Source organism: Stenotrophomonas sp. PS02300 (assembly GCF_029959395.1).
GTDB lineage: Bacteria > Pseudomonadota > Gammaproteobacteria > Xanthomonadales > Xanthomonadaceae > Stenotrophomonas > Stenotrophomonas maltophilia_AD.
Genome location: NZ_JASCOP010000058.1, coordinates 1 through 24,366 on the forward strand (window position 1 = coordinate 1; position 24,366 = coordinate 24,366).

Sequence of the window (24,366 nt, forward strand, 5' to 3'; positions counted from 1 at the left end):
GATGCGACGCTGTGTCGCGCAGGCGCAGCGCGTTCATGCAGCGGTTCGGCGGACGGGCCGCACGACCAACGGTCGTGCGCTACCGCCTCCGGTCAATGCGGTCGCCGGCCGGTAGGTGACGACCGCTGGTCGTCACGGCGGTCCTGCGTCAGGACGCTTCGGCGGCCTCGATCGTGTTCTGCATCAGGGTAGCGACCGTCATCGGCCCTACCCCACCCGGGACCGGGGTGATCCAGCTGGCCCGTTCGGCCGCCGCCTCGAAGCCCACGTCGCCGACCAGGCGGCCGTCGTCCAGGCGGTTGATGCCCACGTCGATCACCACCGCACCCGGCTTGACCCACTCGCCCGGCACGATGCCGGGGCGGCCTACCGCCACCACCAGGATGTCGGCGTTGCGCACCGACTGCTCCAGCACGTCCTTAGGGGTGAACTTGTGGCAGCTGGTCACGGTGCAGCCGGCGATCAGCAGTTCCAGGCCCATCGGCCGGCCCACGTGGTTGCTCACGCCCACGATGGTGGCGTTGCGGCCACGCACCGGCTGGTCGGTGTGGCCCAGCAGCGTGGTGATGCCACGCGGGGTACACGGGCGCAGGCCGAATTCGCGCAGGGCCAGGTGGCCGACGTTCTCCGGGTGGAAACCGTCCACGTCCTTGCGCGGGTCGATCCGGTGGATCAGGCGGCTGGCGTCGGGGATGCCCGGCAGCGGCAGCTGGACCAGGATGCCGTGGATCTTGGGGTCCGCATTGAGCTGGTCGATCAGGGTCAGCAGCTCGGCTTCGCCGGTGCCGGCCGGCAGGTCGTAATCGAACGCCTCGATCCCGACCTTCTCGGCGGCACGGCGCTTGTTGCGCACATACACGGTCGAGGCCGGGTCGCCGCCCACCAGCACCACGGCCAGCCCCGGCCGGCTGCCACCGGCGGCCAGGCGGGCGTCAACGCGCACCTTCAGGCTGTCCAGCAGGTCTTCGGCGATGCGGCGTCCGTCCAGGATGCGGGCGGAATGACGGGGGGCGGAATCGTTCATCGAATGCGGGGCGTGGGGCGGCGGAAGGGTATTGTCCCCGATTAACGTGCCGCCGAACACCATCGCAGCCGGGCATGGCCCGGCCCTACGCTGCGGTCGCGCTCACGCGCGTCATTCCTCTTCCGGCACTTCATCCGCGTTGAGGGTGCGCGCCTTGCGCTTGGGTGCGGTGAACGGGGTCGGCGTGGGCACGCCGGGCAGCGCGGTACCGAACACCATGTGGGCGCCGGCACGCAGGTCGCCGCCGGCCATCTCCAGCTCGAAACGCTCGGCGTCGCGTTCGCGGATCTGCTCGGCGATGTCGCGTGCATCGTCTTCCTCCGCCCCCAGTTCCACCAGCGCGGCCTGGCCGAACAGCAGCGCCGACTCGAAGGTCTCGCGGATCTGGAAGTCCACGCCCGCATGGATCAGGCGCAGCGAATGTTCGCGGTCGAACGAACGCACCAGCAGCTTGGCCTGCGGGAACTCATGCGCGACCAGCTCGACGATGCGGTCGGCATCCTGCGCGTTGTTGACGCACACCGCGATGGCCCGCGCGGTGGCCGCGCCCGACGCATGCAGCACGTCCAGCCGGGTGCCGTCGCCGTAATAGATCTTGAAGCCGAAGCGCTCGGCGTTGTGGATCATGTCCACGTCGTTGTCGATGATGGTCACGTCCACGTCGCGCGCCAGCAGCGACTGGCTGGCTACCTGGCCAAAGCGGCCGAAGCCGATCATCAGCACGCTGCCGGACATGCCCTCGGCGGTGTCCACGCCTTCCAGCGAGACCTCGCGCGCCGGCATCAGCTTGTCGTGCAGCAGCACGAACAGCGGGGTGAGCGCCATCGACAGCACCACGATGGCGGTCAGGTTGGCGTTGACCTCGATGCCGATCACCCCGGCGGTGGCCGCGGCCGAGAACAGCACGAAGGCGAATTCGCCGCCCTGTGCCATCACCACGCCGCGATCCAGCGCCTGGCGGTGGTCGCTGCCCAGGATGCGCGCAACCACATAGATGCACACCGCCTTGGCCAGCATCAGGGCCAGCACGCCGGACACGATCAGCGGCCAGTTGTTGGCCACCACGGTGAGGTCCAGCGCCATGCCCACGCTGAGGAAGAACAGCCCGAGCAGGATGCCGCGGAACGGTTCGATGTCGGCTTCGATCTGGTGGCGGAAGGTGGATTCGCTGAGCAGCACGCCGGCCAGGAATGCGCCCATCGCCATCGACAACCCGCCCAGCTGCATCAGCAGCGCAGCGCCCAGCACCACCAGCAATGCGGCGGCGGTCATCACCTCGCGCGCCTTGGCGGCAGCCAGGATGCGGAACAGCGGGTTGAGCAGGAAGCGGCCGACCAGCACCAGCCCGATGATCGCGCCGGCGGCGATGGCCACGCTGATCCAGCGCGAGCCGGTTCCGGCATCGGCCTGCACTGGCGCCATGAAGGCGACCACCGCCAGCAGCGGCACGATCAGCAGATCTTCGAACAACAGGATCGAGACGATCTTCTGCCCGGACGGCAGCGCGATATCGCCACGCTCGGCCAGCAGCTGCATCACCACCGCGGTGGAAGTCAGCACGAAACCGGCCGCACCGATGAAGGCCACCGGCAGTGGGAACCCGAACAGCATGCACACCCCGGTGAGCACGGCACCGCAGACCACGATCTGCAGCGTGCCCAGCCCGAAAATTTCCCTGCGCAGGCTCCACAGGTGCGAAGGCCGCATTTCCAGTCCGATCACGAACAGGAACATCACCACGCCCAGTTCGGCCGTATGCAGGATCGCCTGCGGATCGGAGAACCAACCGAAGCCGAACGGACCGATCGCCAACCCGGCCGCGAAGTAGCCCAGCACCGAGCCCAATCCCAGCCGGCGGAACAACGGCACCATCACCACTGCCGCACCCAGCAGGGCGACTACTTTCACCAGTTCACTGGCACCTGCTTCCACCGCCATGCGGTCTGTTCCTTGCAACTCCGAGCAGCCATCACGATAGGACAAGTTGACGCAGGGACATAGCACGCAGGTGCGCATGATCGTGCCGGGAATGGAACGATCGATCAGTAATTAACCATATCGTCCTACGGACCCGCACAGAACGCGGCGTAGTCGATGTAGCCCGGGAAGGCCCGGCCGGGTGCACACAGTGGGCAGGCGGGGTCCGGCCCCAGGCGGATCTCGCGGAACCGCATGCCCAGTGCGTCGAAGGTCAGCAGCCGCCCCACCAGCGGTTCACCGATACCCAGCAGCAGCTTGAGCACTTCCGTGGCCTGCAGCAGGCCGACCATGCCCGGCAGGACGCCCAGCACCCCGGCCTCGGCGCAATTCGGTGCGAACTCGGGCGGTGGCGGTTCCGGGAACAGGCAGCGGTAGCACGGCGCTTGGCCACGATGGCGGCCGGCGTCGAACACCGACACCTGGCCGGTGAAACGCTCCACCGCGCCGTAAACCAGCGGGATCGCGTGCTGGATGCAGGCATCGTTGAGCAGGTAGCGCAGCGGGAAGTTGTCCGACCCGTCCAGCACCACGTCCACGCCGTCGAGCAGCGCATCGATGTTGTCCGAGGTCACCCGCGCCTGCACCGCTTCGACGTCCAGCCCGGGATTGAGCGCCAGCAGCCGTTCGCGGGCCGAATGCACCTTGGGCTCGCCGATGCTGGCCTCGGTATGCAGGATCTGCCGCTGCAGGTTGCTGCGGTCCACCACGTCGTCATCGGCGATGCGCAGGTGCCCTACCCCTGCGGCGGCCAGGTAGAAGGCCGCCGGTGAGCCAAGGCCGCCAGCGCCCAGCAGCAGCACCCGGGCGCCGAGCAGCGCCTGCTGGCCGGCAACCCCGACCTGCGGCAGCAGCAGGTGGCGTGAGTAGCGTTCGTTGAAATCGCGCTCGTCGTCGCTCTGCAGCGGCCGCACGAGCGGCAGCCCCGCAGCACGCCAGGCGGTGGTGCCGCCGTGGACGGAGGCGATGTGGGTGTAGCCGAGCTCGACCAGCGCCTGTGCCGCTTCCAGGGAGCGCTTGCCGCTCTGGCAGATCAGGATGAGTTCGCGGTCGTATGACGGGAGGTGGGCAGACGGATCTGCCTGGAGCTCCGCTTTCGCGATGCCGAGTGCGCCCTCGGCCATGCCGGTGGCGCGCTCGTGCGCTTCACGCACATCGATCAGCAAGGCGCCTTCAGTGAGGCGCTTGCGGGCCTGGTCGGGAGTGATCTCGGGGACGGCGGTCATAACGCATTATGCCGCCGTCGAGTTCGCTTACCGACCCTTTACGTGCTTGATCAGGCGCTTCTTCTTGGCAATCTGCCGTTCGCTCAGCACGTTCTTCTTGCCCTCGTAAGGGTTGGCACCCTCGCGGAAGATGAACTGCACCGGCGTGCCGATCAGCTTGAAACGCTTGCGGAAGAAGTTTTCCAGGTAGCGCTTGTACGACTCCGGCAGTTCCTTCAGGCGCGTGCCATGCACGATGAAGGTCGGCGGGTTGGAGCCGCCCGGGTGCACGTAACGCAGCTTGGAGACGTGACCACGGATCGCCGGCGGCGGGTTGGTCTCGTAGGCGATTTCCAGCGCCTTGTTGACTTCGCTGGTGCTGAATTCGTGGGTCGCCGAGGCATGCGCCTGGTGGATCGCACGGAACAGCTCGCGCAGGCCCGAGCCGTGCTTGGCCGAGATGCGCACCGTTTCAGCCCACGGCACGAAGCCCAGCTTGCGCGAGACCAGCGCTTCGGCCTGTTCGCGCTGGTAGTCGGTCAGGCCATCCCACTTGTTGATCGCCACCACCAACGCACGCCCGGCATCCAGCACGGCGCCCAGCACGGTAGCGTCCTGGTCGGTCACGCCTTCGGTGGCGTCCAGCATCAGCACGGCCACCTGGCACTGCTCGATGGCCTGCAGGGTCTTGATGACGCTGAACTTTTCCACCACCTCTTCGACCCGGCCCCGGCGACGCAGGCCGGCGGTGTCGATCAGGCGGTATTCGCGGCCGTCACGCTCCAGGTCCACCGCGATCGAGTCGCGGGTGGTTCCGGGCACTTCCGAGGCGATCATCCGTTCTTCGCCGAGAATGCGGTTGACCAGGGTCGACTTGCCCACGTTGGGGCGGCCGACGAAGGCAATGCGCATCCGGTTCGGATCGTTGTCCATCTCCTCGCCGCTGCCCTCTTCAGGCAGGCGCTGGACCACTTCCTCAAGCAGGTCGTCCAGGCCCTGGCGGTGGGCCGCGGACACGGTCAGCATTTCGCTGAACCCGTAGCGGGCGAATTCCGCGCGCACGGTGTCTTCGTTGGTGCCGTCGATCTTGTTGATCAACAGCAGGGTCGGCCGCGACAGCTTGCGCAGCCACGACAGGATCTCGTCATCCAGCGCGGAGGTGCCGTCACGGGCATCCACCACGAACAGGATCAGATCGGCTTCGCCGGCGGCAGCACGCGCCTGGTCGGCGGTCGCGCCGGCCAGGCCTTCGTCATCCTCCGAGATACCGCCCGTGTCGACGACGAGGAAATGGTTGTCCTCGTCCAGACGGCAAACACCATAGTTGCGATCCCGGGTGACGCCGGGCTGGTCATGGACCAGGGCGTCACGGGTACGGGTCAGCGCATTGAAAATGGTGGACTTGCCGACGTTCGGCCGTCCAACCAGGGCGACCAAGGGCAGCATCGCGGTAACTCCTTATTGTGCCAACCGGAATGCGGTCAGCTTTCCATCAACGTTCTGCACCAGCAGAATCCCATCGGCGACCACCGGCTGCGCCAGCAGGGCATCGCCGCCACTCTTGGCGCGCGCGGCCAGTTCACCATTGTCCGTCCGCAACCAGTGCAGATAACCCTTGTAGTCACCGACCACAACGTAATCGCCGTGGATGACCGGCCCGGTCAGCGAACGCCGGGCCAGGCCCGTCTGCGACCACATGGCGCTGCCGCTGGCCTTGTCCAGGCCGAACACGCCGCCCTTGTTGTCGGTGACGATCACATTGCCCGAGGTCAGGGCCACGCCACCGGCGCCGCCATGATCACGCGCCCACAGCGGACGGCCGGTCGGGCCTTCGATCGCCATGGTCTGGTTCTTGAAGCTGCTCACGAACAGCGTGTTGCCTTCCAGCACCGGGGCGCCGTCCACGTCGGACATGCGGTCCAGCTCGGTGCGGCCTTCGCCGTTGGCGACCATCTGGTCCCACACGGTGCGGCCGTCCTGCATGCCCAGCGCGGAGACGCTGCCGTCATCGTTGCCGATGAACAGCACGCCCGGGCCGGCCACCACCGGCGCGTTGCCGCGCACGGTCAGCATGGGCAGCTCACGCGGGTTGAACCACTTCTGGGTGCCGTTGCCGGCATCCAGGGCGGTCACCCGGCCATCATTGCTGCGCACGAACACGATGCCCTGGGCGATCGCCGGCGCGGCGATCACTTCGCCCGGCACCTTGGCGCGCCACTTTTCGCTGCCGTCGTTGGCGTCCAGTGCGATGACCTGGCCATCCAGCGTACCGATCACCACCAGGCCTTCGCCGACGCCCGGGCCACCGGACAGGCGCAGCTTGGGCTGCTTCTTGACCTTGGCCGGCTCGTAGGTCCAGACCGTCTTGCCGGTCTGCAGGTCCAGCGCATGCACGCCGCCGGTGATGGCGGCCGCGTACACGCGGCCATCCGCCACGACCGGGCCCTGGCGAACGCCGATGCGCTTCTCGCCCTTGCCCAGGCCGGTGCTCCAGATCCGGTCGACCTTCGCGGTCGGCTCGAACTTGACCAGCTCGGCCGGTTCCAGCGCCTTCTTGGCCTCCGCGTCCTTGCCGGCGAACCAGCCCTTGACGGTGGTGCAGCCGGACAACGCCACGCCCATCAACACCAGGGTGGCTACGCGCTTGATCATGACCATCTGCTTCATTACACCGACTCCGCAGGCTCGGTGACGGTGCCACCGGCATCCATCACTTTGGTTTCCAGCACGCGCCGCTGGGGCGCTGCCACATCCAGCGTCTTGAGCGCCTTCTCATACTGCCCGCGGGCTTCGTCACGCTTGCCCAGCGCCATCAAGGCGTCGCCATGGATTTCCAGGCTCGCACTGTCGGTGGCACCGTCCAGCAGCGCGATGGCTTCATCGTGCTTGCCGGTGGCGATCAACAGGCGCGCAATGCGCTGGTCGATCGCAGCCTTGTATTCCGGGTCGGCCTTGATGGCACGAAGGGTGGCCAGGGCCTCCTCGTTCTTGCCTGCATCGACCTGCGCCTTGGCCAGCTGCAGCGCTGCCAGGTCGCCGTAGACCTGGACCTTGCCGCCTTCCAGCGTCTTCACGCCCTTGGCCGCTTCGTCCAGCTTCTTGTCCTGCAGCTGCTTGAGCACCACCTGGTACTCGCCGTGGGCGCCCGCCAGGTGGCTGCCCTGCTCTTTCTGCCACCACTGCCAGCCGGCGATGCCGCCGATGGCAATCGCCACGCCGGCGATGATGCTGACACCATTCTTCCGCAGCCAGCTGCGGACGCGTTCACTTTGTTCGTGCTCGTCGAGCAGGTCGTCGATCGCCATGCGTACTCTCGCCCCTGCCCGTCAGGAGGGACTGTTTGAATTGGATTGTCGAAATGAATCGGGAAACGCGGCTCAGTGTGAAACCGGAGCCACGGAGCCGTCAGAGGATACCGTAAAGCGTGCCACGTTGGCTCGCTGGTAGGGCGAAAGGTCGATGATGGTGCCGGCCTGCTGAACCTCCACCGCCGACGCATTGCCGAGCACCATGCGGGCGACCTGGCCCGGGCTGAAGGTGCGGGTTTCGCCCGACTTGATCAGGGCCTTCTCGACGGTGCTGCCATCGGGCGCGGCGATATCCACCCAGCTGTCGCCCTTGAACTGCAGGCTGAGCGCACCGGCCGGCGCCGGCGCGGCGGCCGTGGGCCGGGGCACCGGGGTCAACGAGGCCAGGTAGGGGGCCGACGGCGCCGTCGACGGCGCAGGCGTCACCACCGGCGTCGCCTGGGCAGCCGGCGCGGTGCCTGCCACCGGTACGGCGGCGGGAATCACATCCAGCGACGCGGTATTGGGGGTGGTCGAGGCACTGTCGAAATGGCCGCGGGTGGCGAACCACACCGGCACGGCCAGCACGGCGGTGATGCCGACATACAGGGCGCGACGGCCGAGGCTCTCGGCGATACGGCGGGCCCGCGGGGTATGGGTGTGGCTGACCAGCTGCGGCGGCACCACCGGCCCGATGTGGGCCTGGTCCAGCACATCACCCAGGTCGACCTTGAGCAGGCGCGCATAGCTTTTGAGCTGGCCGCGGACGAACACCGGCGCACCGAGGCGATCCCACTGCTCGGCTTCCAGTGACTTCACCACCTGCACCGGCATGCGCAACTGCTGCCCCACTGCTTCGAGCGTCAGTCCTGCCGCTTCCCGCGCCTGCCGGAGACGCGCTCCACAGCCGGCCGCAGTATCAAAAGCGTTCACAGTCTGGTCATCAATCACAATGCTTCAACCCCGGGAATTAGGAGCCGCATCCTGCGGAAATTCGTCGCGAATTCGCTGCAGATAACGACCGGATGCCACTGTGTCGCCAAGCTGCGCCTCGATTTGAGAGGCAAGTTGTAACACGGAACGTGTGGCCGGTGCAGCCGCAAGACGCCGTTGCACGAAGGCCCGGGCCTCGAAAAAGCGGCCCTGGGCATGTTCGTTGCGGGCCATGGCCTCCAGCGCATAGGGGTTGGCCGGATCCAGCGCCAGCGCCCGGCGCAGGTCACGCACGGCGCGCTCGGGCTGGCCGGCATCAAGCGCACAGCCGCCTGCGTTGGCCAGCGCCGCGGCCGGCGTGCGGTAACCCGGCGCTGCAACGGCCCGGTCGAACAGCGGCAGCGCTTCGGTGGCACGGCCATGACCACATAACCACGCGCCATAGTTGTTGAGCACTTCGCCGCTGTCCGGCGCCAACTCGGCCGCCTTCTGGAACAGCGGACCGGCTGCGGCATCGTCACCGCGCCGGTTGGCCAGCGCCGCCAGCATGATGTAGGCATCCGGCCGGCCCGCATCCAGCTTGAGCGCGCTCCTGGCGCGCTTCTCGGAAACATCCATCGCCCCGGCGCGGAACGCCTCGGCCGACAATGTCATCTGGTCCTGGTAGCTCACCCGGCGACGGGTGTCGGCGTTGTCGCGCGCCACGTATTCGGGTGCGATGCCCAAGGGTGCGGTCGGGGGTTTGACGCCTTTGTTGCCACACCCGGCGAGTGCCAGCGCGACGAAAAGAACGGCTGGCAATCGGCGGTCAGGCAGCGGCATCCCGGTTTTTCCCATCCTGGAGCGTTTTGTTGAACTCGGCCTGGCGGCGGGTACGATCCATCACCTGGCCCTTGAGCTGGCCACAGGCGGCATCGATGTCGTCGCCGCGGGTGCGCCGCACCATCGTCAGCACCTGCTGGTCCAGCAGGATCTTCTGGAAGGCGCGGATCTCCGCATCACCGGAGCGCTCATAGCGGGTACCGGGGAACGGATTGAACGGAATCAGGTTGACCTTGCCCGAATGCGAGGCCTGCACGGCATTGTCGAACTGGCGCATCAGCCGCGCCAGCTGGCGGGCGTGCTCGGGCTGGTCGTTGATGCCCTTCATCAGGGTGTATTCGAAGGTGACCGATTCGCGGCGCTTGTTGGCACGCAGGTAGCGCGCGCACGAGGCCATCAGCTCCACGATCGGGTACTTCTTGTTGAGCGGCACCAGGGTCTCGCGCAGCGCGTCATTGGGCGCATGCAGCGACACCGCCAGCGACACATCGCTTTCGGCGGACAGGCGGTCGATCTGCGGCACCAGGCCGGAGGTCGACAGGGTCACGCGCTTGTTGGCCAGGCCGTAGCCCAGGTCGTCGCGCATCACGCTCATGGCGCGCACGACGTTGTCGAAATTCATCAACGGCTCGCCCATGCCCATCATCACCACGTTGGTGAGGCGACGCTGCTTGTGCGGGATGTTGCCCAGGTGGCGCGCCGCCACCCACACCTGGCCGATGATTTCGGCGGTGGAGAGGTTGCGGTTGAAGCCCTGGGTGGCGGTGGAGCAGAACGTGCAGTTCAGCGCGCAGCCCACCTGCGACGACACGCACAGCGTGCCGCGGTTCTTATCCGGGATGTAGACCGCTTCGATCGCGTTCTTGCCATCGGTGCCCATGGCCAGCAGCCACTTGTGGGTACCGTCGGCCGACGGCTTGTCGAAGACGATGTTCGGCACGCGGACTTCGGCATGCTGCTGCAGCTTGCTGCGCAGCGCCTTGCCCAGGTCGGTCATCTGGTCGAAATCGGTGACGTAGTGGTGGTGGATCCACTTCATCACCTGGTGGGCACGGTAGCGCGCTTCGCCGAGTGTCTCGGCGAAGAAGCGCTCCAATCCCTCGCGATCGAGGTCGAGCAGGTTCTGCTTGGCCACCGGCGCGCCCTGGGCGAGCACGATGGGGATGGCGTTGGGCTGTACGACCTCGTTCACGGCATTACTCTCAGCGCGAGACCACTTCGGTCGCGGCGAAGAAGTACGCGATTTCAATCGCGGCATTCTCGACCGAGTCCGAGCCGTGGGCGGCATTGGCATCGATGGAATCGGCGAAGTCGGCGCGGATGGTGCCCGGCGCAGCGTCCTTCGGATTGGTGGCGCCCAGCAGGTCGCGGTGGGCCAGCACGGCGTTGTCGCCTTCCAGCGCCTGGATCATCACCGGGCCGGAGATCATGAACTCGACCAGCGCGTTGAAGAACGGACGCTCCTTGTGCACGGCGTAGAAGCCTTCGGCTTCACGGCGCGACAGCTGCTTGTACTTGGCAGCCACGACCTTCAGGCCAGCCTTTTCGAAGCGGGCGTAGATTTCACCGATGACGTTCTTGGCGACGGCGTCCGGCTTGATGATGGAAAGGGTGCGCTCCAGCGCCATGGGAATTCTCCGTTGGGCGGGCCACTGATCAGCCCGAGAGTAACATGAAAAAAACCCGCGTCGAAACGCGGGCTTAGCCTATATACGTGGCGTGATTCTACAACCTCTGGGTACGTCTTGCCACGCCCTGCGTCACAGCCCTGCGCCGTGAAGGGGAGCCCGCCGTTCAGGTTGGCAGGCATGAACGGGCAGCAACATCTTGTGCGCCGCAGCATGCCAGCGGCGATGCCGAGGTCTAATATCAAACAATCGTTTGATTGAACCCCTGCCCCGCCCATGGCCAAACCTGCCCACTTCTCCACCAAGGACCGCATTCTCGGCGCTGCCGAGGAGCTGTTCGCCCTGCACGGGTTCGCCGGGACGTCGCTGCGCCAGGTGACCAGCCAGGCCGATGTGAACATCGCCGCGGTGAACTACCACTTCGGCTCCAAGGAAAACCTGGTCAACGAAGTGTTCCGCCGGCGCATGGACGAGATGACCGCCGCCCGCCTCGCGCAGCTGGACAACGCCCGGCGCGACCACCCGGGGCAACTGCGCCCGGTGCTGGCGGCGTTCGTCGAACCGGCGCTGGCCATGGCCCAGGACCGCCAGACCGGGGGCGCGTTCGTCCGCGTCATCGCCCGCGCCTACGCGGAAAAGAACGACAACCTGCGCAAGTTCCTCTCCGACCACTACGGCCACGTCCTGCGCGAGTTCGGCAAGGCAATCGCCGCCAGCGTGCCGGGCCTGAGCAAGGAAGAGCTGTATTGGCGGCTGGACTTCCTGGCCGGCGCGCTGACCTACGCCATGGCCGACTTCGGGCTGATCAAGCGACCCGCCGGTGTCACCGAAGCGGCGCATCGTGCCCATGCGGCCCAGGAACTCATCCATTTCGCCGAAGCCGGTTTCCGCGCCAGCGCGGCCACCACCGCTGCGGCGACGCCCCTTGCCACCCCGTAACGCCGGGCCCCATATCACCCCCGTAGAGCCGGGCCCTGCCCGGCTTCCAGACCAACAAAGGCTTATCGACATGTCCAATTCCCTGCTAGTCCGCCGCGCCGCCGTGCTGGGTGCCGGCGTCATGGGTGCCCAGATCGCGGCCCACCTGACCAATGCCGGCGTCGACACCGTGCTGTTCGACCTTCCCGCCAAGGAAGGTCCTGCCGACGGCATCGTGCTCAAGGCCATCGCCAACCTGGGCAAGCTCAGCCCCGCCCCGCTCGCCAGCAAGTCGTACGCCGAAGCGATCACCCCGGCCAACTATGAAACCGGCCTGGAGCAGCTGCGCGACTGCGACCTGATCATCGAAGCCATCGCCGAACGGATGGACTGGAAGCAGGACCTGTACAAGAAGATCGCCCCGTTCGTGGCCGATCATGCCGTGCTGGCCTCCAACACCTCCGGCCTGGGCATCAACAAGCTCGCCGACGTGCTGCCCGAACAGCTGCGCCACCGCTTCTGCGGCGTGCACTTCTTCAACCCGCCGCGCTATATGCACCTGGCCGAGCTGATCCCGGCCACCACCACCGACGCCGCCGTGCTGGAAGGCCTGGAAAGCTTCCTGGTCACCACCCTGGGCAAGGGCGTGGTGTACGCCAAGGACACCCCGAACTTCATCGGCAACCGCATCGGCGTGTTCTCGATCCTGTCCACCATCTTCCACACCCAGCAGTTCGGCCTGGGCTTCGATGAAGTCGATGGCCTGACCGGCCCGCTGGTCGGTCGCCCGAAGTCGGCCACCTACCGCACCTCCGACGTGGTCGGCCTGGACACCATGGCCCACGTCATCAAGACCATGGGCGACACCCTGCCCAACGACCCGTGGCACCAGTACTTCGCCTCGCCGAAGTGGCTGGACGCGCTGATCGCCAAGGGTGCACTGGGCCAGAAGACCGGCGCCGGCATCTTCCGCAAGGTCGGCAAGGACATCGTGGTGCTGGACCTGGAAAAGCAGGACTACCGTGCTGCCGATCGCACCGCCGCGCCGGAAGTGGTCGAGATCCTGAAGATCAGGAACCCGGCCGAGAAGTTCGCCAAGCTGCGCGAGAGCCAGCACCCGCAGGCGCAGTTCCTGTGGGCGACCTTCCGCGACCTGTTCCATTACAGCGCCTACCACCTGGCCGACATTGCCGAAACCGCGCGCGACGTCGACCTGGCCATCCGCTGGGGCTACGGCTGGTCGCTGGGCCCGTTCGAAACCTGGCAGGCCGCCGGCTGGAAGCAGGTCGCGCAGTGGATCGCCGATGACATCGTGGCAGGCAAGAGCATGAGCAACGCCCCGCTGCCGGATTGGGTCTTCGATGGCCGGGACGGCGTGCACGCCGCCGAAGGCAGCTACAGCCCGACCCGCAACGCCAAGCTGCCGCGTTCGGCGCTGCCGGTGTACCAGCGCCAGCGCTTCCCGGATCCGCTGCTGGGCGAAACCTTCAGCCCGGGCGAAACCGTGTTCGAGAACGACGGCGTGCGCATGTGGCACGACGGCGACGGCATCGCCGTGGTCAGCTTCAAGACCAAGATGAACACCGTCTCCGACCACGTGCTCAACGGCCTGCAGGAAGCGATCAAGCGCGCCGAGCAGGGCTTCAAGGGCCTGGTGATCTGGCAGCAGAAGGAACCCTTCTCCGCCGGTGCCGACCTGGCCGGCGCGCTCGGCCTGCTGCAGGCCGGCAAGGTCGACCAGTTCGAAGAAATGGTGCACAACTTCCAGCGCACCAGCCAGGCGATCAAGTACGCGCTGGTGCCGGTGGTGACCGCCGTGCGCGGGCTGGCCCTGGGTGGCGGCTGCGAATTCCAGATGCACAGCGCCAAGAGCGTGGCCGCCCTGGAAAGCTACATCGGCCTGGTGGAAGCCGGCGTTGGCCTGCTGCCCGCCGGTGGTGGCCTGAAGGAACTGGCGGTGCGCGCCTCCCAGGCCGCCGGCCCGGGCGGTGATGTGTTCGCCGAACTGAAGAAGACCTTCGAAACCGTGGCCATGGCCAAGGTCTCCAACTCGGCGGTCAACGCCAAGGAACTGGGCCTGATGCGCGCCACCGACAAGGTGGTGTTCAACAGCTTCGAAGCGCTGCACATCGCCAAGGCCGAAGTGCAGGCGCTGGCCGAAGGCGGCTACCGTCCGCCGATGCCGGCCCGCCGCATCCAGGTGGCCGGTGACGTGGGTATCGCCACCTTCAAGATGATGCTGGTGAACATGCTCGAGGGCCGCTTCATCAGCCCGTACGACTACGAAATCGCCGTGCGCATCGCCACCGTGCTGTGTGGTGGCGAAGTGGACCGCGGCACGCTGGTGGACGAAGAGTGGCTGCTGACCCTGGAGCGCAAGCACTTCGTCGAGCTGGCCCAGCAGGAAAAGACCCAGGCCCGCATCGCGCACATGCTCAAGACCGGCAAGCCGCTGCGCAACTGACCTATAAGAGACCACCACAATGACCAAGCAAATCCAGGACGCCTACATCGTCGCCGCCACCCGTACCCCGGTTGGCAAGGCGCCCAAGGGCGTGTTCCGCAATACCCGTCCCGACGACATGCTGGCCCACGTGCTCAGGTCCGTGGTCGCGCAGGCGCCGGGCATCGACGTCAACCGCATCGATGACGCCATCATCGGCTGCGCCATGCCCGAAGCCGAGCAGGGCATGAACGTGGCGCGCATCGGCGTGCTGCTGGCCGGCCTGCCGGACACCATCGCCGCCCAGACCGTCAACCGCTTCTGCTCGTCCGGCCTGCAGGCCGTGGCGATGGCGGCCGACCAGATCCGCCTGGGCAACGCCGACCTGATGCTGGCCGGCGGCACCGAATCGATGTCGATGGTGCCGATGATGGGCAACAAGATCGCGATGGCACCAAGCGTGTTCGACAACGACCACGTGGCCATCGCCTACGGCATGGGCATCACCGCCGAGAAGGTCGCCGAGGAATGGAAGGTCTCCCGCGAAGAGCAGGATGCGTTCGCGCTGGCCTCGCACCAGAAGGCCATCGCCGCGATCCAGAACGGCGACTTCAAGGATGAGATCAGCCCGTACGATGTGCGCACCCGCCAGCCGGACCTGGCCGACGGCCGCCGCATCATCACCCGCGACCGCATCGTCGACACCGACGAAGGCCCGCGCCTGGACTCGTCCGCCGAAGGCCTGGCCAAGCTGCGCCCGGTATTCCGCAACGGCCAGTTCGGTGGCACGGTGACCGCCGGCAACTCCTCGCAGATGAGCGACGGTGCCGGTGCGGTGCTGCTGGCATCGGAACAGGCGGTCAAGGACTACGGCCTGAAGCCGCTGGCCCGCTTCGTCAGCTTCTCGGTCGCCGGCGTGCGCCCGGAAGTGATGGGCATCGGCCCGATCGCGGCCATTCCCAAGGCGCTCAAGCAGGCCGGCCTGACCCAGGACCAGCTGGACTGGATCGAGCTCAATGAAGCCTTCGCCGCGCAGTCGCTGGCGGTGATCCGCGATTGCGGCCTGGACCCGTCCAAGGTCAACCCGTTGGGCGGCGCCATCGCCCTGGGCCACCCGCTGGGCGCCACCGGTGCGATCCGTACCGCCACCCTGCTGCACGGCCTGCGCCGTCGCCAGCAGAAGTACGGCATGGTCACCATGTGCATCGGCACCGGCATGGGCGCAGCGGGTATTTTCGAGTCGTTGTAATCCGGAATCCAGGTACCGACCAACGGTCGGTACCTACCGGCCAGAAGAGGTAGCCGCCTACCGTTGGTAGGCGGACAGAGAAACAAAAAAGGCGACCCGTTGGGGTCGCCTTTTTCATGCGCGTGCATTGGACGGGAGGGTCAGCCCTCGTCTTCAGCCAGCATCTGTGCCAGCTTCTCGCGCGCCGGCTTGCCCAGCTTGTGGCTTTCCAGCGCGAAGCGGATGGTGGCTTCCACCAGGCCCAGGTGGGTACCGCAATCGAAGCGGGTGCCTTCGAACCGGTACGCGTTGACCTCATCGGTTTTCAGCAGCTCGGCGATGGCGTCGGTCAGCTGGATCTCACCGCCCGCGCCCTTGCCGGTGGCTTCGAGCAGCTCGAAGATCTTCGGGCTGAGCACGTAGCGGCCGACCACGGCCAGGTCGCTCGGCGCGTCCTCGGGCTTGGGCTTTTCCACGATCTGCGCGATGCGGCCCTTGCGGCCGTCGAAGGCCTCGGTCGCCACGATGCCGTAGCTGGCGGTGTTCTCGTGCGGGACGTCTTCAACCGCGATCACGCTGGCGCCGGTGGCCTGGTTGAGATCGGCCATCTGCTTCAGCGCGCCGTCGCCGCGGTTCCAGATCAGGTCGTCCGGCAGCAGCACCGCGAACGGCTCGTCGCCCACCACGGACTTGGCGCACAGCACCGCATGGCCCAGGCCCAGCGCTTCGGCCTGGGTCACGAACACCGCGCGCACGCCTTCCGGCAGCACGTTGCGCACCAGTTCCAGCAGCTCGGTCTTGCCCGCGCGCTCGAGCTTCTGCTCGAGCTCATAGGCCTTGTCGAAGTAGTCGGCCACCGCGTGCTTGTAGCGATTGGTGACGAAGATCAGGGTGTCGCAGCCTGCTTCGATCGCCTCATCCACGGCGTACTGGATCAGCGGCCGGTCGATGATCGGCAGCATTTCCTTGGGAACCGTCTTGGTTGCGGGAAGAAACCGGGTGCCCAGTCCCGCCACCGGGAAAACCGCCTTGCGAATACGCTTGTTCGTCACAGCCTGTTGGCCTCTCGTGCCGGAAAGGGAAGCACCTTAGCCGACTCGACGTGAGATTCCTGTTGCAACGGCGCAAATTCCGGCATGGTCGCGAACAGGATGCTGTTGATGGCATCGGTATCGTAATTGGCGATCGCCTCGCGCAGCCGCGGCACGTTGCCCAGCACCTGCTCGCGGGCAAAGGTGCGCACGCCGGCCTCCAGGATCTTGGGATGCGCGGTCGGGCGGTAGTCCTCGTCCGAATAGAACAGGGTCTCGTGCAGCTTCTCGCCAGGACGAAGACCGGTATAGATGATCGCGATGTCCTTGTACGGCTGCTTGCCGGCCAGGCGGATCATCTGCTCGGCCAGCACCCGGATCGGCACCGGCTCGCCCATGTCGAGCGTATAGATCGCCCCGTGCGAGGCCGACGCCGCCGCCTGCAGGATCAGCTGGCAGGCTTCGGGGATGGTCATGAAGTAGCGGGTCACTTCCGGGTCGGTGACCGTGACCGGCCCGCCCTTGAGGATCTGTTCGCGGAACACCGGCACCACGCTGCCGGCCGAGGCCAGCACGTTGCCGAAGCGCACGGTGACGAAGCGGGTGTGGCTGGTCTTCTGGTCCAGGCTCTGGCAGATCATCTCGGCGTAGCGCTTGCTGGCACCCAGCGCATTGACCGGGTCGACCGCCTTGTCGGTGGAGATGAACACGAAATGTTCGATCCGCGCTTCCACGCAGGCCCGCGCCACCGTTTCGGTGGACAGGATGTTGTTGCGGACCGCTTCGCGCAGCTGCCGCTCCAGCACGGGCACCTGCTTGTAGGCCGCCGCATGGAACACCGCATCCACCTGCGACAGCGACAAGGCATGGCGGATCACCGCCGGGTCGCCGCAGTCACCCAGCACCGCCTCCACCACCAGGTCGGGGAAGCTGCGCTTGAGTTCGGCTTCGATGGTGAGCAGCAGCAGCTCGCTCATTTCCAGCAGCACGACCCGCCCTGCCCCGTGGCGCGCACACTGGCGGCACAGCTCCGAACCGATCGAACCACCGGCGCCGGTCACCAGCACGGTGCGCCCGCCCAGCCAGCCGCGGATCAGCGACCAGTCCGGCAGGATCGGCTTGCGCCCCAGCAGGTCCTCGATCGCCACTTCCTTCAGCTCACCGGGCAGCGAGTGGCCCAGCAGTACGTCGTTGAGCTTGGGCACCATGCGGAACGGCACTCCGGTGCTTTCGCAGATGGCCACTACCCGCTGCATGCCGGCGGCATCCAGCGAGGGGATGGCAATCACCAGCAGCTTGGCCGCCGTTTCGCGTACCACTGAGGCGGCATCGTCCAGCGTGCCCAGGATCGGCAGGCCCTGCAGCTTGGCCCCCTGCAGGTGCGGCGCATCGTCGAGCAGGCCGACCGGTTCGAAATCGCCCGACCGGCGCAGGTCACGCACCAGCGCTTCGGCGGCCTGGCCGGCGCCCAGGATGAGCACCCGGCGCGCGGTCGCATCCGACTGCAGCGCCTGGTAGTCCTTCCATGCCCGGTACAGCAGGCGCGGCGCGCCCAGCAGGGCCGACAGCGCGAACGGATAGATCACCAGTACCGACATCGGCACGCCATTGAAGCGCTTGTAGGCCAGCACCACCACGATGGCCAGCAACCCGATGAAGCTGGATTTGAAGATGTGCAGCAGGTCGGCCACGCTGGCGAACCGCCACAGGCCGCGGTACAGGCCCACGCGCCAGAACACGATGGCCTGGATCACCAGCACCAGCGAGGTGTCGATGTTCCACAGCGGCAACGAGGGGGCATCGGCCAGCATCGAATAGCGGCCGGCATGCAGCAACTGCCAGCACGCCCAGACCATGAAGAGGTCGTGGGCCACGATGGCGGCACGGGGAAGCAGACTCGTGAAACGGTCCTGCCAAGGCGTCATAAACCAAACAATCCTTCTAGTGGCGCATTCCCTTGCGCAGGAGTAGCCAAAGACCGCTGGCGCAGAATATCCACGCTAGGGCCACGGCAGCCTCCCACCTCGGCTGCAAGTACGTGCAAGCATTAAACACTGTAATACTGAACAGACCAAAAACAAAATACGACCCGGTAACCGAAGTGTGCGTTGCACCACTTTTGACGGCACGCTGATAAAGATGCTGGGTGTGGGGCTCCATCCATCTTTGCCCCGACAGCATGCGCGAAAGCAGTGTGAAGCCTGCGTCCACGAGGAACGCGGTCAGGGGCACCAGCAGCAGCAGCCAGGAAACGTCGGTGGCCACGCTGGCCAGGCAGACCAGGGCTGCGACGGCATAGCCTAGCGCCCCGCTGCCCACGTCGCCCATGAAGATTCTTGCACGCGGAAAATTGAACGGCAGGAAGCCCAGGCAGGCCAACGCCAGGACAATACCGGCCAAGGCCAGGGGTCCCGGCAGGACAAGCGCGAACGCGCCACCCGCCAGGATGGCCTGGCTGGTCGCGATCCCGTTGATCCCATCCATGAAATTCCAGATGTTGATCAGGGATGTCGTGAAGAGCAGTGCCAACAGGGCCTGCCAGGGGTTGCCTGTCGCGTCCCAGACCAGCCCCGCCAGCAGGCTGGCGGCCAGCAGGTGGACCAGCAACCGGCGCACGGCCGGCAGCGGCCGATGGTCGTCCCACCAGCCGATCCCGGCCACCAGCACCAGGCCCAGCCCCGACACCAGCAACGGCATCCGGGCGGTCGGCCAGGCGATCGCCGCCACGGCCAAGGCCAGCAGCAGGGTCACCACGATGGCGATGCCACCCCCGCGCGGGGTCGCCACCACATGGCTGCGGCGCTCCCCCGGCTGGTCGAACAGCTTGCGCCGCAGCGCGTACAGGCGGGCGCACCAGGTGAGCGCCGCCGCCACTGCCAGCACGGCCGGCAGTCCCATCCACCACACCGCCGGCATGGCTCAGAGCACCGCGTAGTTCAGCAGTGGCTTGACCGTGCCCCACTCCTTGCAGCTGGGGCATTGCCAGTGGTGGGTGCGCGCACCGAAGCCGCAGCGCGTGCAGCGGTAGGCCGGATTGCGGACCAGCAACTGGTCGGTGATGTGCTTGAGGTCGTGCAGGGTGGCGGTGGAATCGGCACCTTCGGCCAGGGTCAGGTCGATCAAGGCCGACTCGCCGCGCACCGACGGGCGATCCTTCAGCTGCCGGCCGAGGTAGGCGCGCGCCGGGGCCACGCCCTCCTGCTCTTCCATCAGCTGGGTCAGGGCCAGCACCGGGGCGATGCCGCGATAGTGCTCGGTCATTTCCGACAGGAACGCACGCGCCCCGCCCAGGTCGCCCACCTTGCGGTAGTTCTGCATCAACGGCTGCAGCACCTCGGGCAGGTATTCGGGGTCGTTGCGGGCGGCACGCTCGAACGCACGCACGGCCGCTTCGGCATTGCCGGCATCGGTTTCCAGGCGTCCTTCGATGATGCCGGCACGCACCGACATCGCATCGGCCTGGTAGGCACGGGCAATGGCCGCGCGGGCTTCATCGATCTTGCCGGCACCCCGGAAGCGCTCGGCCAGTTCGCACTCGAACTGCCCCACCAGCTTGCCCATCGGCTCGCCGGTGACTTCTTCGTAGCGGGTGGCGTTGTCGATCGCCTTTTCCCAGTCGCGTTCGGCCTGGTAGATGCCGATCAGGTGCTTGAGCGCCTGCGGGGCGCGCTGGTCGATCTGGGCCAGCTCGGTAAAGACCGTTTCAGCACGGTCGAGCAGGCCGGACTTCATGTAGTCCTCGCCCAGCGCCAGCAGGGCCTGCACGCGCTGTGCATCGCTCAGGTCGGTACGGTTGACCAGCCCCTGGTGCAGGCGGATGGCGCGGTCAACCTCGCCACGGCGGCGGAACAGGTGGCCCAACGCGACCTGGGTCTCGAAGGTTTCCTTGTCCAGCTCGGCAATGTGCAGGAACAGTTCGATGGCTTTGTCGGGCTGCTCGTTGAGCAGGTAGTTCAGGCCACGGAAGTAGGTGCTGGAAAGATGGCTGACCTGGTTGTCACCATGGCGCTGGCCACCGCGCCGGCCGATCACCCAGCCGGACACCGCTGCCAGCGGCAGGAACAGGAAAAACCAGAACCACTCAGATACAAATTCCATCGGCGCTCAACGTCCGTCGAAAGGTGAAGAAGAAGATGCCACGGGGGCGGCGGCCGGAGCCGCTTTCTGCGCCTTGCGCAGTCGGGAATACAACGGAACCACCAGGCCCACCAGGACCAGCCCGGCGCCGATGATCGCACCGGTCAACAGGGCCACGGTAATGGCCAGGCCGGTACTGGAATGGATGGCAGTGAACCCCAGGTTGAGGGTCATGTCCTGCGAATTGAGGGCACCGATGACGAGCCCGGCCACCAGGACGGCCAGCAGGATCAACAGGCGTGCGACTTTCATTGTGGTAGCTCCCATTCCCTCAGGGGTCAAGAGTACCTCAGGCCGGATCGCTTTCCAGCGGTACCACGGCGCTTACGCGCTCACGGAGTTCCTTGCCCGGTTTGAAATGCGGGACATGCTTGCCCGGCAGTGCGACCGATTCCCCGGTCTTGGGGTTGCGCCCCAGCCGCGGCGGCCGGTAGTGCAACGAAAAACTGCCGAACCCGCGGATCTCGATGCGATCCCCGCCGGCCAGCGCCCCGCCCATCATTTCCAGCAACGACTTCACCGCCAGATCGACATCGTCCGACTTCAGATGCGCCTGTCGGCGCGCCAGGATTTCGATCAACTCGGATTTGGTCATTGCGGACTCGCGTCGAGGGTCTCAAACCCTGAAACGGCCCGGACAATTGTCCGGGCCGTCCAGGAAACTACTGCTACGGGTAAGGCCGATTACTCGGACTTGTTGCCGTTCAGCTGGGCACGCAGCAGCGCGCCGAGCTGGGTGGTGCCGCTGGAAGCCGAAGAGGACTGGTATTCCTCCAGCACTTCGCGCATTTCCGCGTCGTCCTTGGCCTTGATCGACAGCTGCAGGGTACGACCCTTGCGATCCATGCCCACGAACTTCGCTTCAACCTTGTCGCCGACCTTCAGGAACTGGGTCGCGTCGTCGACGCGCTCGTTGGCAACGTCACGAGCCGAGACGTAACCTTCGATGCCGTCAGCCAGTTCGATGGTAGCGCCCTTGGCGTCCACTTCCTTGACCACGCCTTCGACCTTCGAACCCTTCGGGTTGGCAGCCATGTACTGACCGAACGGATCCTGCTCCAGCTGCTTGACGCCCAGGCTGATGCGCTCGCGCTCCGGATCGACGGCCAGGACGACGGCGTCCAGGTTGTCGCCCTTCTTGAAGTTGCGGACCACGTCTTCGCCGGTGGTGTTCCAGCTGATGTCGGACAGGTGCACCAGGCCGTCGATACCGCCGTCCAGGCCGATGAAGATGCCGAAGTCGGTGATCGACTTGATCTGGCCCGACACCTTGTCGCCCTTCTTGTGGATGGCAGCGAAGGTTTCCCACGGATTGGCGGCAACCTGCTTCATGCCCAGCGAGATGCGGCGACGCTCCTCGTCGACGTCCAGGACCATGACTTCAACTTCGTCACCGACCTGCACAACCTTGGACGGGTTGACGTTCTTGTTGGTCCAATCCATCTCGGAGACGTGCACCAGGCCTTCGACGCCCGGCTCGATCTCGACGAACGCGCCGTAATCGGTGACGTTGGAGACCTTGCCGAACACGCGGCTGTTGGCCGGGTAACGACGGGCGATGTTGTCCCACGGATCCTCGCCCAGCTGCTTCAGGCCGAGCGAAACGCGGTTGCGCTCGCGGTCGAACTTCAGCACGCGCACGTCCAGCTCGTCGCCGACGTTCACGACTTCGGACGGATGGCGCACGCGCTTCCAGGCCATGTCGGTGATGTGCAGCAGGCCGTCGATGCCGCCCAGGTCCACGAATGCGCCGTAATCGGTCAGGTTCTTGACGACACCCTTCAGGATCGCGCCTTCCTGCAGCTTGTCCATCAGCTGCTCGCGCTCTTCCGAGTGCTCGCTTTCGACGACAGCGCGGCGCGAGACCACGACGTTGTTACGCTTGCGGTCCAGCTTGATGAGCTTGAATTCCAGCTCCTTGCCTTCCAGGTAGGCCGGGTCGCGCACCGGGCGCACATCCACCAGCGAACCGGGCAGGAACGCGCGGACATCCTTGATGTCCACGGTGAAACCACCCTTGACCTTGCCGCTGATGCGGCCGGTGATGGTTTCGTTCTTTTCCAGGGCTTCTTCCAGCTCGTCCCACACCATGGCGCGCTTGGCTTTCTCGCGCGACAGGACGGTTTCACCGAAGCCGTTCTCGATCGAGTCGAGGGCGACCTTGACGACATCGCCTTCGGCGACGTCGATTTCGCCGGCGTCGTTACGGAACTGTTCGATCGGCACGATGCCTTCGGACTTCAGGCCGGCGTTGATCACCACGACGTCGCCGCGGACTTCAACGACAACACCGCTGACGATGGCGCCCGGCTTCAGCTTGGCCAGATTGGCCTGGCTGGCTTCAAACAGTTCGGCAAATGATTCGGTCATTAGATTTACTCTGTTGGACACATGGGCATTGGTCCCCGCGAGGGTTCCGTTTACTGCCCGCCTGTTGGTCGACCCCGGAAACGCAGGTCGTGTGTGAAGTAGGAAAACCGCCACGCATCATTGCGGGACGGAGCTTTTACTGCATTGCGCTGGTGCGACTACCGCCGATGGATTGGCGGCCTCCTTGCAACGGATCAGGCACCCGAAACCGGAAGCAGATCCAGTACCTTGGCAACGACTTCGTCGATGCCGATACCACTGGTGTCGATGACGACGGCATCGTCTGCCGGCTTCAGGGGCGCCACTGTGCGCTGTGCATCACGGGCGTCGCGGGCCATGATCTCGCGCAGGAGGTCATCAAAGTTAACAGAAACCCCCTTGTCTTTCAACTGGTTATGCCGGCGCTCGGCGCGCTCTTCGGCACTGGCCGTCAGGAAGACCTTGAATGGGGCATCGGGGAAGATCACGGTCCCCATGTCGCGGCCGTCGGCCACCAGCCCGGGGAGAACCCTGAATGCGCGTTGACGCTCCTTCAGGGCAGCACGGACCTCGGGAATGGCGGCAATGGCCGAGGCCAGGGCACCGGTGGTTTCCAGCCGCAGCTCGTCGGTGGCGTCAGTCTCATTGACGATGACACGCAGGCTGCCGTCGTCGGCCTCGACGAAGCGGACATGGGTGTCGAAGGTGCAGCGGACCAGCGCCGAGGCGTCGGAGGTGTCGATATCGGCCCAGCTGGCGGCTACGCCCACGGCGCGGTACAGGGCGCCCGAATCCAGGTAATGCCAGCCCAGCCGGCGTGCGACAATGCGGCTGACGGTCCCCTTGCCGGCCCCGGACGGGCCGTCGATGGTGAGCACGGGAGAAGGCTGGTTCATGGGGTTCCCTGTGGATTTGACCCCCCATTCTAGCCCCTGCCCGGCCCCGTCCAAGACATTTTTAGTGCAAGCACTTGAAAGGATGGAAAAAAGCCCGGTAGAATGGCGGGCTTGAACGGGCGTCACCTGCCGATTGTCATCTGCATATCGCGGCCGCGCTCCAACCGAATCCACGTTTACGCCGAGGTATGCAATGAAAGTCCTGTCTTCCCTGAAGTCGGCCAAGTCCCGCCACCGTGACTGCAAGGTCGTCCGTCGTCGCGGCAAGATCTTCGTGATCTGCAAGTCGAACCCGCGTTTCAAGGCTCGCCAGCGCTGAGCCTTTAGGGCGTCACGGCCACCGGTCGCGACCTGCCTGAATAAAAAGCCGCCTCCGGGCGGTTTTTTATTGCCAATTTTGTTGTAATCGCCGGGTAGGCCACGACCGCCGGTCGTGGGTGATTTGCCGGTAGGTCACGACCGTTGGTCGTGACCCCATTCTTGATAAC

The 24,366-nt window shown here is 66.0% G+C and carries 22 protein-coding genes; 4 read left to right on the forward strand and 18 right to left on the reverse strand.

Translation table 11 applies throughout. The features are described 5' to 3' along the window. Nucleotides 1–148 precede the first annotated feature (148 nt). The 10 genes from folD to ndk form a co-directional block, all read right to left on the reverse strand. Complete coding sequence (gene folD, locus QMX79_RS12010) at nt 149–1,024, reverse strand: bifunctional methylenetetrahydrofolate dehydrogenase/methenyltetrahydrofolate cyclohydrolase FolD (RefSeq protein ID WP_282246954.1); 876 nt, start codon at nt 1,022–1,024, stop codon at nt 149–151. A gap of 111 nt (nt 1,025–1,135) precedes the next feature. Further along, nucleotides 1,136–2,962 carry a monovalent cation:proton antiporter-2 (CPA2) family protein gene (locus tag QMX79_RS12015; protein ID WP_282246955.1) on the reverse strand — a complete coding sequence of 609 codons (1,827 nt, stop codon included), beginning with the start codon at nt 2,960–2,962 and terminating at the stop codon, nt 1,136–1,138. Nucleotides 2,963–3,087: 125 nt separating this feature from the next. Then, nucleotides 3,088–4,227 (reverse strand): molybdopterin-synthase adenylyltransferase MoeB, encoded by a 1,140-nt coding sequence (gene moeB / locus QMX79_RS12020; protein WP_282246956.1) that lies wholly within the window; start codon nt 4,225–4,227, stop codon nt 3,088–3,090. Nucleotides 4,228–4,254: 27 nt separating this feature from the next. Then, nucleotides 4,255–5,652 (reverse strand): ribosome biogenesis GTPase Der, encoded by a 1,398-nt coding sequence (gene der / locus QMX79_RS12025; RefSeq protein WP_282246957.1) that lies wholly within the window; start codon nt 5,650–5,652, stop codon nt 4,255–4,257. A gap of 12 nt (nt 5,653–5,664) precedes the next feature. Further along, nucleotides 5,665–6,873: an outer membrane protein assembly factor BamB gene (gene bamB / locus QMX79_RS12030; RefSeq protein ID WP_282246958.1), complete on the reverse strand. Its 1,209-nt coding sequence runs from the start codon at nt 6,871–6,873 to the stop codon at nt 5,665–5,667. Beyond that, nucleotides 6,873–7,511: a tetratricopeptide repeat protein gene (locus tag QMX79_RS12035; RefSeq protein WP_282246959.1), complete on the reverse strand. Its 639-nt coding sequence runs from the start codon at nt 7,509–7,511 to the stop codon at nt 6,873–6,875. The genes bamB and QMX79_RS12035 overlap by 1 nt, the downstream gene beginning before the upstream one ends. A gap of 72 nt (nt 7,512–7,583) precedes the next feature. After that, the gene (locus tag QMX79_RS12040; protein ID WP_282246960.1) at nt 7,584–8,444 is read right to left on the reverse strand and encodes a RodZ domain-containing protein; all 861 of its coding nucleotides are present in this window, start codon (nt 8,442–8,444) and stop codon (nt 7,584–7,586) included. Between the two features lie 6 nt (nt 8,445–8,450). After that, nucleotides 8,451–9,248, reverse strand: a complete 798-nt coding sequence (gene pilW / locus QMX79_RS12045) for a type IV pilus biogenesis/stability protein PilW (RefSeq protein WP_282246961.1) — start codon at nt 9,246–9,248, stop codon at nt 8,451–8,453. Next, the gene (rlmN, locus tag QMX79_RS12050; protein WP_093534407.1) at nt 9,235–10,440 is read right to left on the reverse strand and encodes a 23S rRNA (adenine(2503)-C(2))-methyltransferase RlmN; all 1,206 of its coding nucleotides are present in this window, start codon (nt 10,438–10,440) and stop codon (nt 9,235–9,237) included. Before rlmN ends, pilW begins: the two co-directional genes overlap by 14 nt. A gap of 10 nt (nt 10,441–10,450) precedes the next feature. Beyond that, entirely contained in the window at nt 10,451–10,876 is a 426-nt protein-coding gene (ndk, locus tag QMX79_RS12055; protein WP_068851305.1) for a nucleoside-diphosphate kinase, read from the reverse strand. Between the two features lie 276 nt (nt 10,877–11,152). On the opposite strand from ndk, the gene QMX79_RS12060 reads away from it, so the two are divergent. From QMX79_RS12060 to QMX79_RS12070, 3 genes are all read left to right on the forward strand, one after another. Then, entirely contained in the window at nt 11,153–11,815 is a 663-nt protein-coding gene (locus QMX79_RS12060; RefSeq protein ID WP_282246962.1) for a TetR/AcrR family transcriptional regulator, read from the forward strand. Nucleotides 11,816–11,885: 70 nt separating this feature from the next. Then, a complete protein-coding gene (locus QMX79_RS12065) occupies nt 11,886–14,258 on the forward strand; it encodes a 3-hydroxyacyl-CoA dehydrogenase/enoyl-CoA hydratase family protein (protein WP_095364621.1) in 2,373 nt (790 codons plus the stop codon). Between the two features lie 19 nt (nt 14,259–14,277). Further along, a complete protein-coding gene (locus tag QMX79_RS12070; RefSeq protein WP_282246963.1) occupies nt 14,278–15,486 on the forward strand; it encodes an acetyl-CoA C-acyltransferase in 1,209 nt (402 codons plus the stop codon). Between the two features lie 140 nt (nt 15,487–15,626). Here the strand turns inward: QMX79_RS12070 and galU are convergent, their stop codons facing one another. From galU to cmk, 8 genes are all read right to left on the reverse strand, one after another. Then, a complete protein-coding gene (galU, locus tag QMX79_RS12075; protein ID WP_282246964.1) occupies nt 15,627–16,517 on the reverse strand; it encodes a UTP--glucose-1-phosphate uridylyltransferase GalU in 891 nt (296 codons plus the stop codon). After that, nucleotides 16,514–18,421 carry a nucleoside-diphosphate sugar epimerase/dehydratase gene (locus tag QMX79_RS12080; protein ID WP_282246965.1) on the reverse strand — a complete coding sequence of 636 codons (1,908 nt, stop codon included), beginning with the start codon at nt 18,419–18,421 and terminating at the stop codon, nt 16,514–16,516. Before QMX79_RS12080 ends, galU begins: the two co-directional genes overlap by 4 nt. A gap of 16 nt (nt 18,422–18,437) precedes the next feature. Continuing rightward, nucleotides 18,438–19,412, reverse strand: a complete 975-nt coding sequence (locus QMX79_RS12085; RefSeq protein WP_282246966.1) for a glycosyltransferase family 4 protein — start codon at nt 19,410–19,412, stop codon at nt 18,438–18,440. Nucleotides 19,413–19,415: 3 nt separating this feature from the next. Further along, nucleotides 19,416–20,594 carry a lipopolysaccharide assembly protein LapB gene (gene lapB, locus QMX79_RS12090; protein WP_282246967.1) on the reverse strand — a complete coding sequence of 393 codons (1,179 nt, stop codon included), beginning with the start codon at nt 20,592–20,594 and terminating at the stop codon, nt 19,416–19,418. A gap of 6 nt (nt 20,595–20,600) precedes the next feature. After that, nucleotides 20,601–20,885 carry a hypothetical protein gene (locus tag QMX79_RS12095; protein ID WP_282246968.1) on the reverse strand — a complete coding sequence of 95 codons (285 nt, stop codon included), beginning with the start codon at nt 20,883–20,885 and terminating at the stop codon, nt 20,601–20,603. Between the two features lie 37 nt (nt 20,886–20,922). Further along, complete coding sequence (locus QMX79_RS12100) at nt 20,923–21,228, reverse strand: integration host factor subunit beta (RefSeq protein WP_017355596.1); 306 nt, start codon at nt 21,226–21,228, stop codon at nt 20,923–20,925. Nucleotides 21,229–21,317: 89 nt separating this feature from the next. Continuing rightward, nucleotides 21,318–23,003: a 30S ribosomal protein S1 gene (gene rpsA, locus QMX79_RS12105; RefSeq protein ID WP_070209366.1), complete on the reverse strand. Its 1,686-nt coding sequence runs from the start codon at nt 23,001–23,003 to the stop codon at nt 21,318–21,320. A 194-nt stretch (nt 23,004–23,197) separates the two neighbouring features. After that, nucleotides 23,198–23,878, reverse strand: a complete 681-nt coding sequence (cmk, locus tag QMX79_RS12110; RefSeq protein WP_068851276.1) for a (d)CMP kinase — start codon at nt 23,876–23,878, stop codon at nt 23,198–23,200. Nucleotides 23,879–24,071: 193 nt separating this feature from the next. Here cmk and ykgO point away from each other — a divergent pair, with 193 nt between their 5' ends. Beyond that, entirely contained in the window at nt 24,072–24,197 is a 126-nt protein-coding gene (ykgO, locus tag QMX79_RS12115) for a type B 50S ribosomal protein L36 (RefSeq protein WP_017355593.1), read from the forward strand. Nucleotides 24,198–24,366: the final 169 nt, after the last annotated feature.

Coding starts and splice junctions, on each gene's coding strand:
- QMX79_RS12095 (WP_282246968.1), bottom strand. CDS start 20,885: ATGAAAGTCGCACGCCTGTTGATCCTGCTGGCCGTCCTGGTGGCCGGG.
- moeB (WP_282246956.1), bottom strand. CDS start 4,227: ATGACCGCCGTCCCCGAGATCACTCCCGACCAGGCCCGCAAGCGCCTC.
- bamB (WP_282246958.1), bottom strand. CDS start 6,873: ATGAAGCAGATGGTCATGATCAAGCGCGTAGCCACCCTGGTGTTGATG.
- QMX79_RS12035 (WP_282246959.1), bottom strand. CDS start 7,511: ATGGCGATCGACGACCTGCTCGACGAGCACGAACAAAGTGAACGCGTC.
- QMX79_RS12065 (WP_095364621.1), top strand. CDS start 11,886: ATGTCCAATTCCCTGCTAGTCCGCCGCGCCGCCGTGCTGGGTGCCGGC.
- rpsA (WP_070209366.1), bottom strand. CDS start 23,003: ATGACCGAATCATTTGCCGAACTGTTTGAAGCCAGCCAGGCCAATCTG.
- der (WP_282246957.1), bottom strand. CDS start 5,652: ATGCTGCCCTTGGTCGCCCTGGTTGGACGGCCGAACGTCGGCAAGTCC.
- lapB (WP_282246967.1), bottom strand. CDS start 20,594: ATGGAATTTGTATCTGAGTGGTTCTGGTTTTTCCTGTTCCTGCCGCTG.
- ndk (WP_068851305.1), bottom strand. CDS start 10,876: ATGGCGCTGGAGCGCACCCTTTCCATCATCAAGCCGGACGCCGTCGCC.
- ykgO (WP_017355593.1), top strand. CDS start 24,072: ATGAAAGTCCTGTCTTCCCTGAAGTCGGCCAAGTCCCGCCACCGTGAC.
- QMX79_RS12100 (WP_017355596.1), bottom strand. CDS start 21,228: ATGACCAAATCCGAGTTGATCGAAATCCTGGCGCGCCGACAGGCGCAT.
- folD (WP_282246954.1), bottom strand. CDS start 1,024: ATGAACGATTCCGCCCCCCGTCATTCCGCCCGCATCCTGGACGGACGC.
- QMX79_RS12085 (WP_282246966.1), bottom strand. CDS start 19,412: ATGCCGGCGGTGTGGTGGATGGGACTGCCGGCCGTGCTGGCAGTGGCG.
- cmk (WP_068851276.1), bottom strand. CDS start 23,878: ATGAACCAGCCTTCTCCCGTGCTCACCATCGACGGCCCGTCCGGGGCC.
- QMX79_RS12015 (WP_282246955.1), bottom strand. CDS start 2,962: ATGGCGGTGGAAGCAGGTGCCAGTGAACTGGTGAAAGTAGTCGCCCTG.
- QMX79_RS12060 (WP_282246962.1), top strand. CDS start 11,153: ATGGCCAAACCTGCCCACTTCTCCACCAAGGACCGCATTCTCGGCGCT.
- QMX79_RS12080 (WP_282246965.1), bottom strand. CDS start 18,421: ATGACGCCTTGGCAGGACCGTTTCACGAGTCTGCTTCCCCGTGCCGCC.
- pilW (WP_282246961.1), bottom strand. CDS start 9,248: ATGCCGCTGCCTGACCGCCGATTGCCAGCCGTTCTTTTCGTCGCGCTG.
- QMX79_RS12070 (WP_282246963.1), top strand. CDS start 14,278: ATGACCAAGCAAATCCAGGACGCCTACATCGTCGCCGCCACCCGTACC.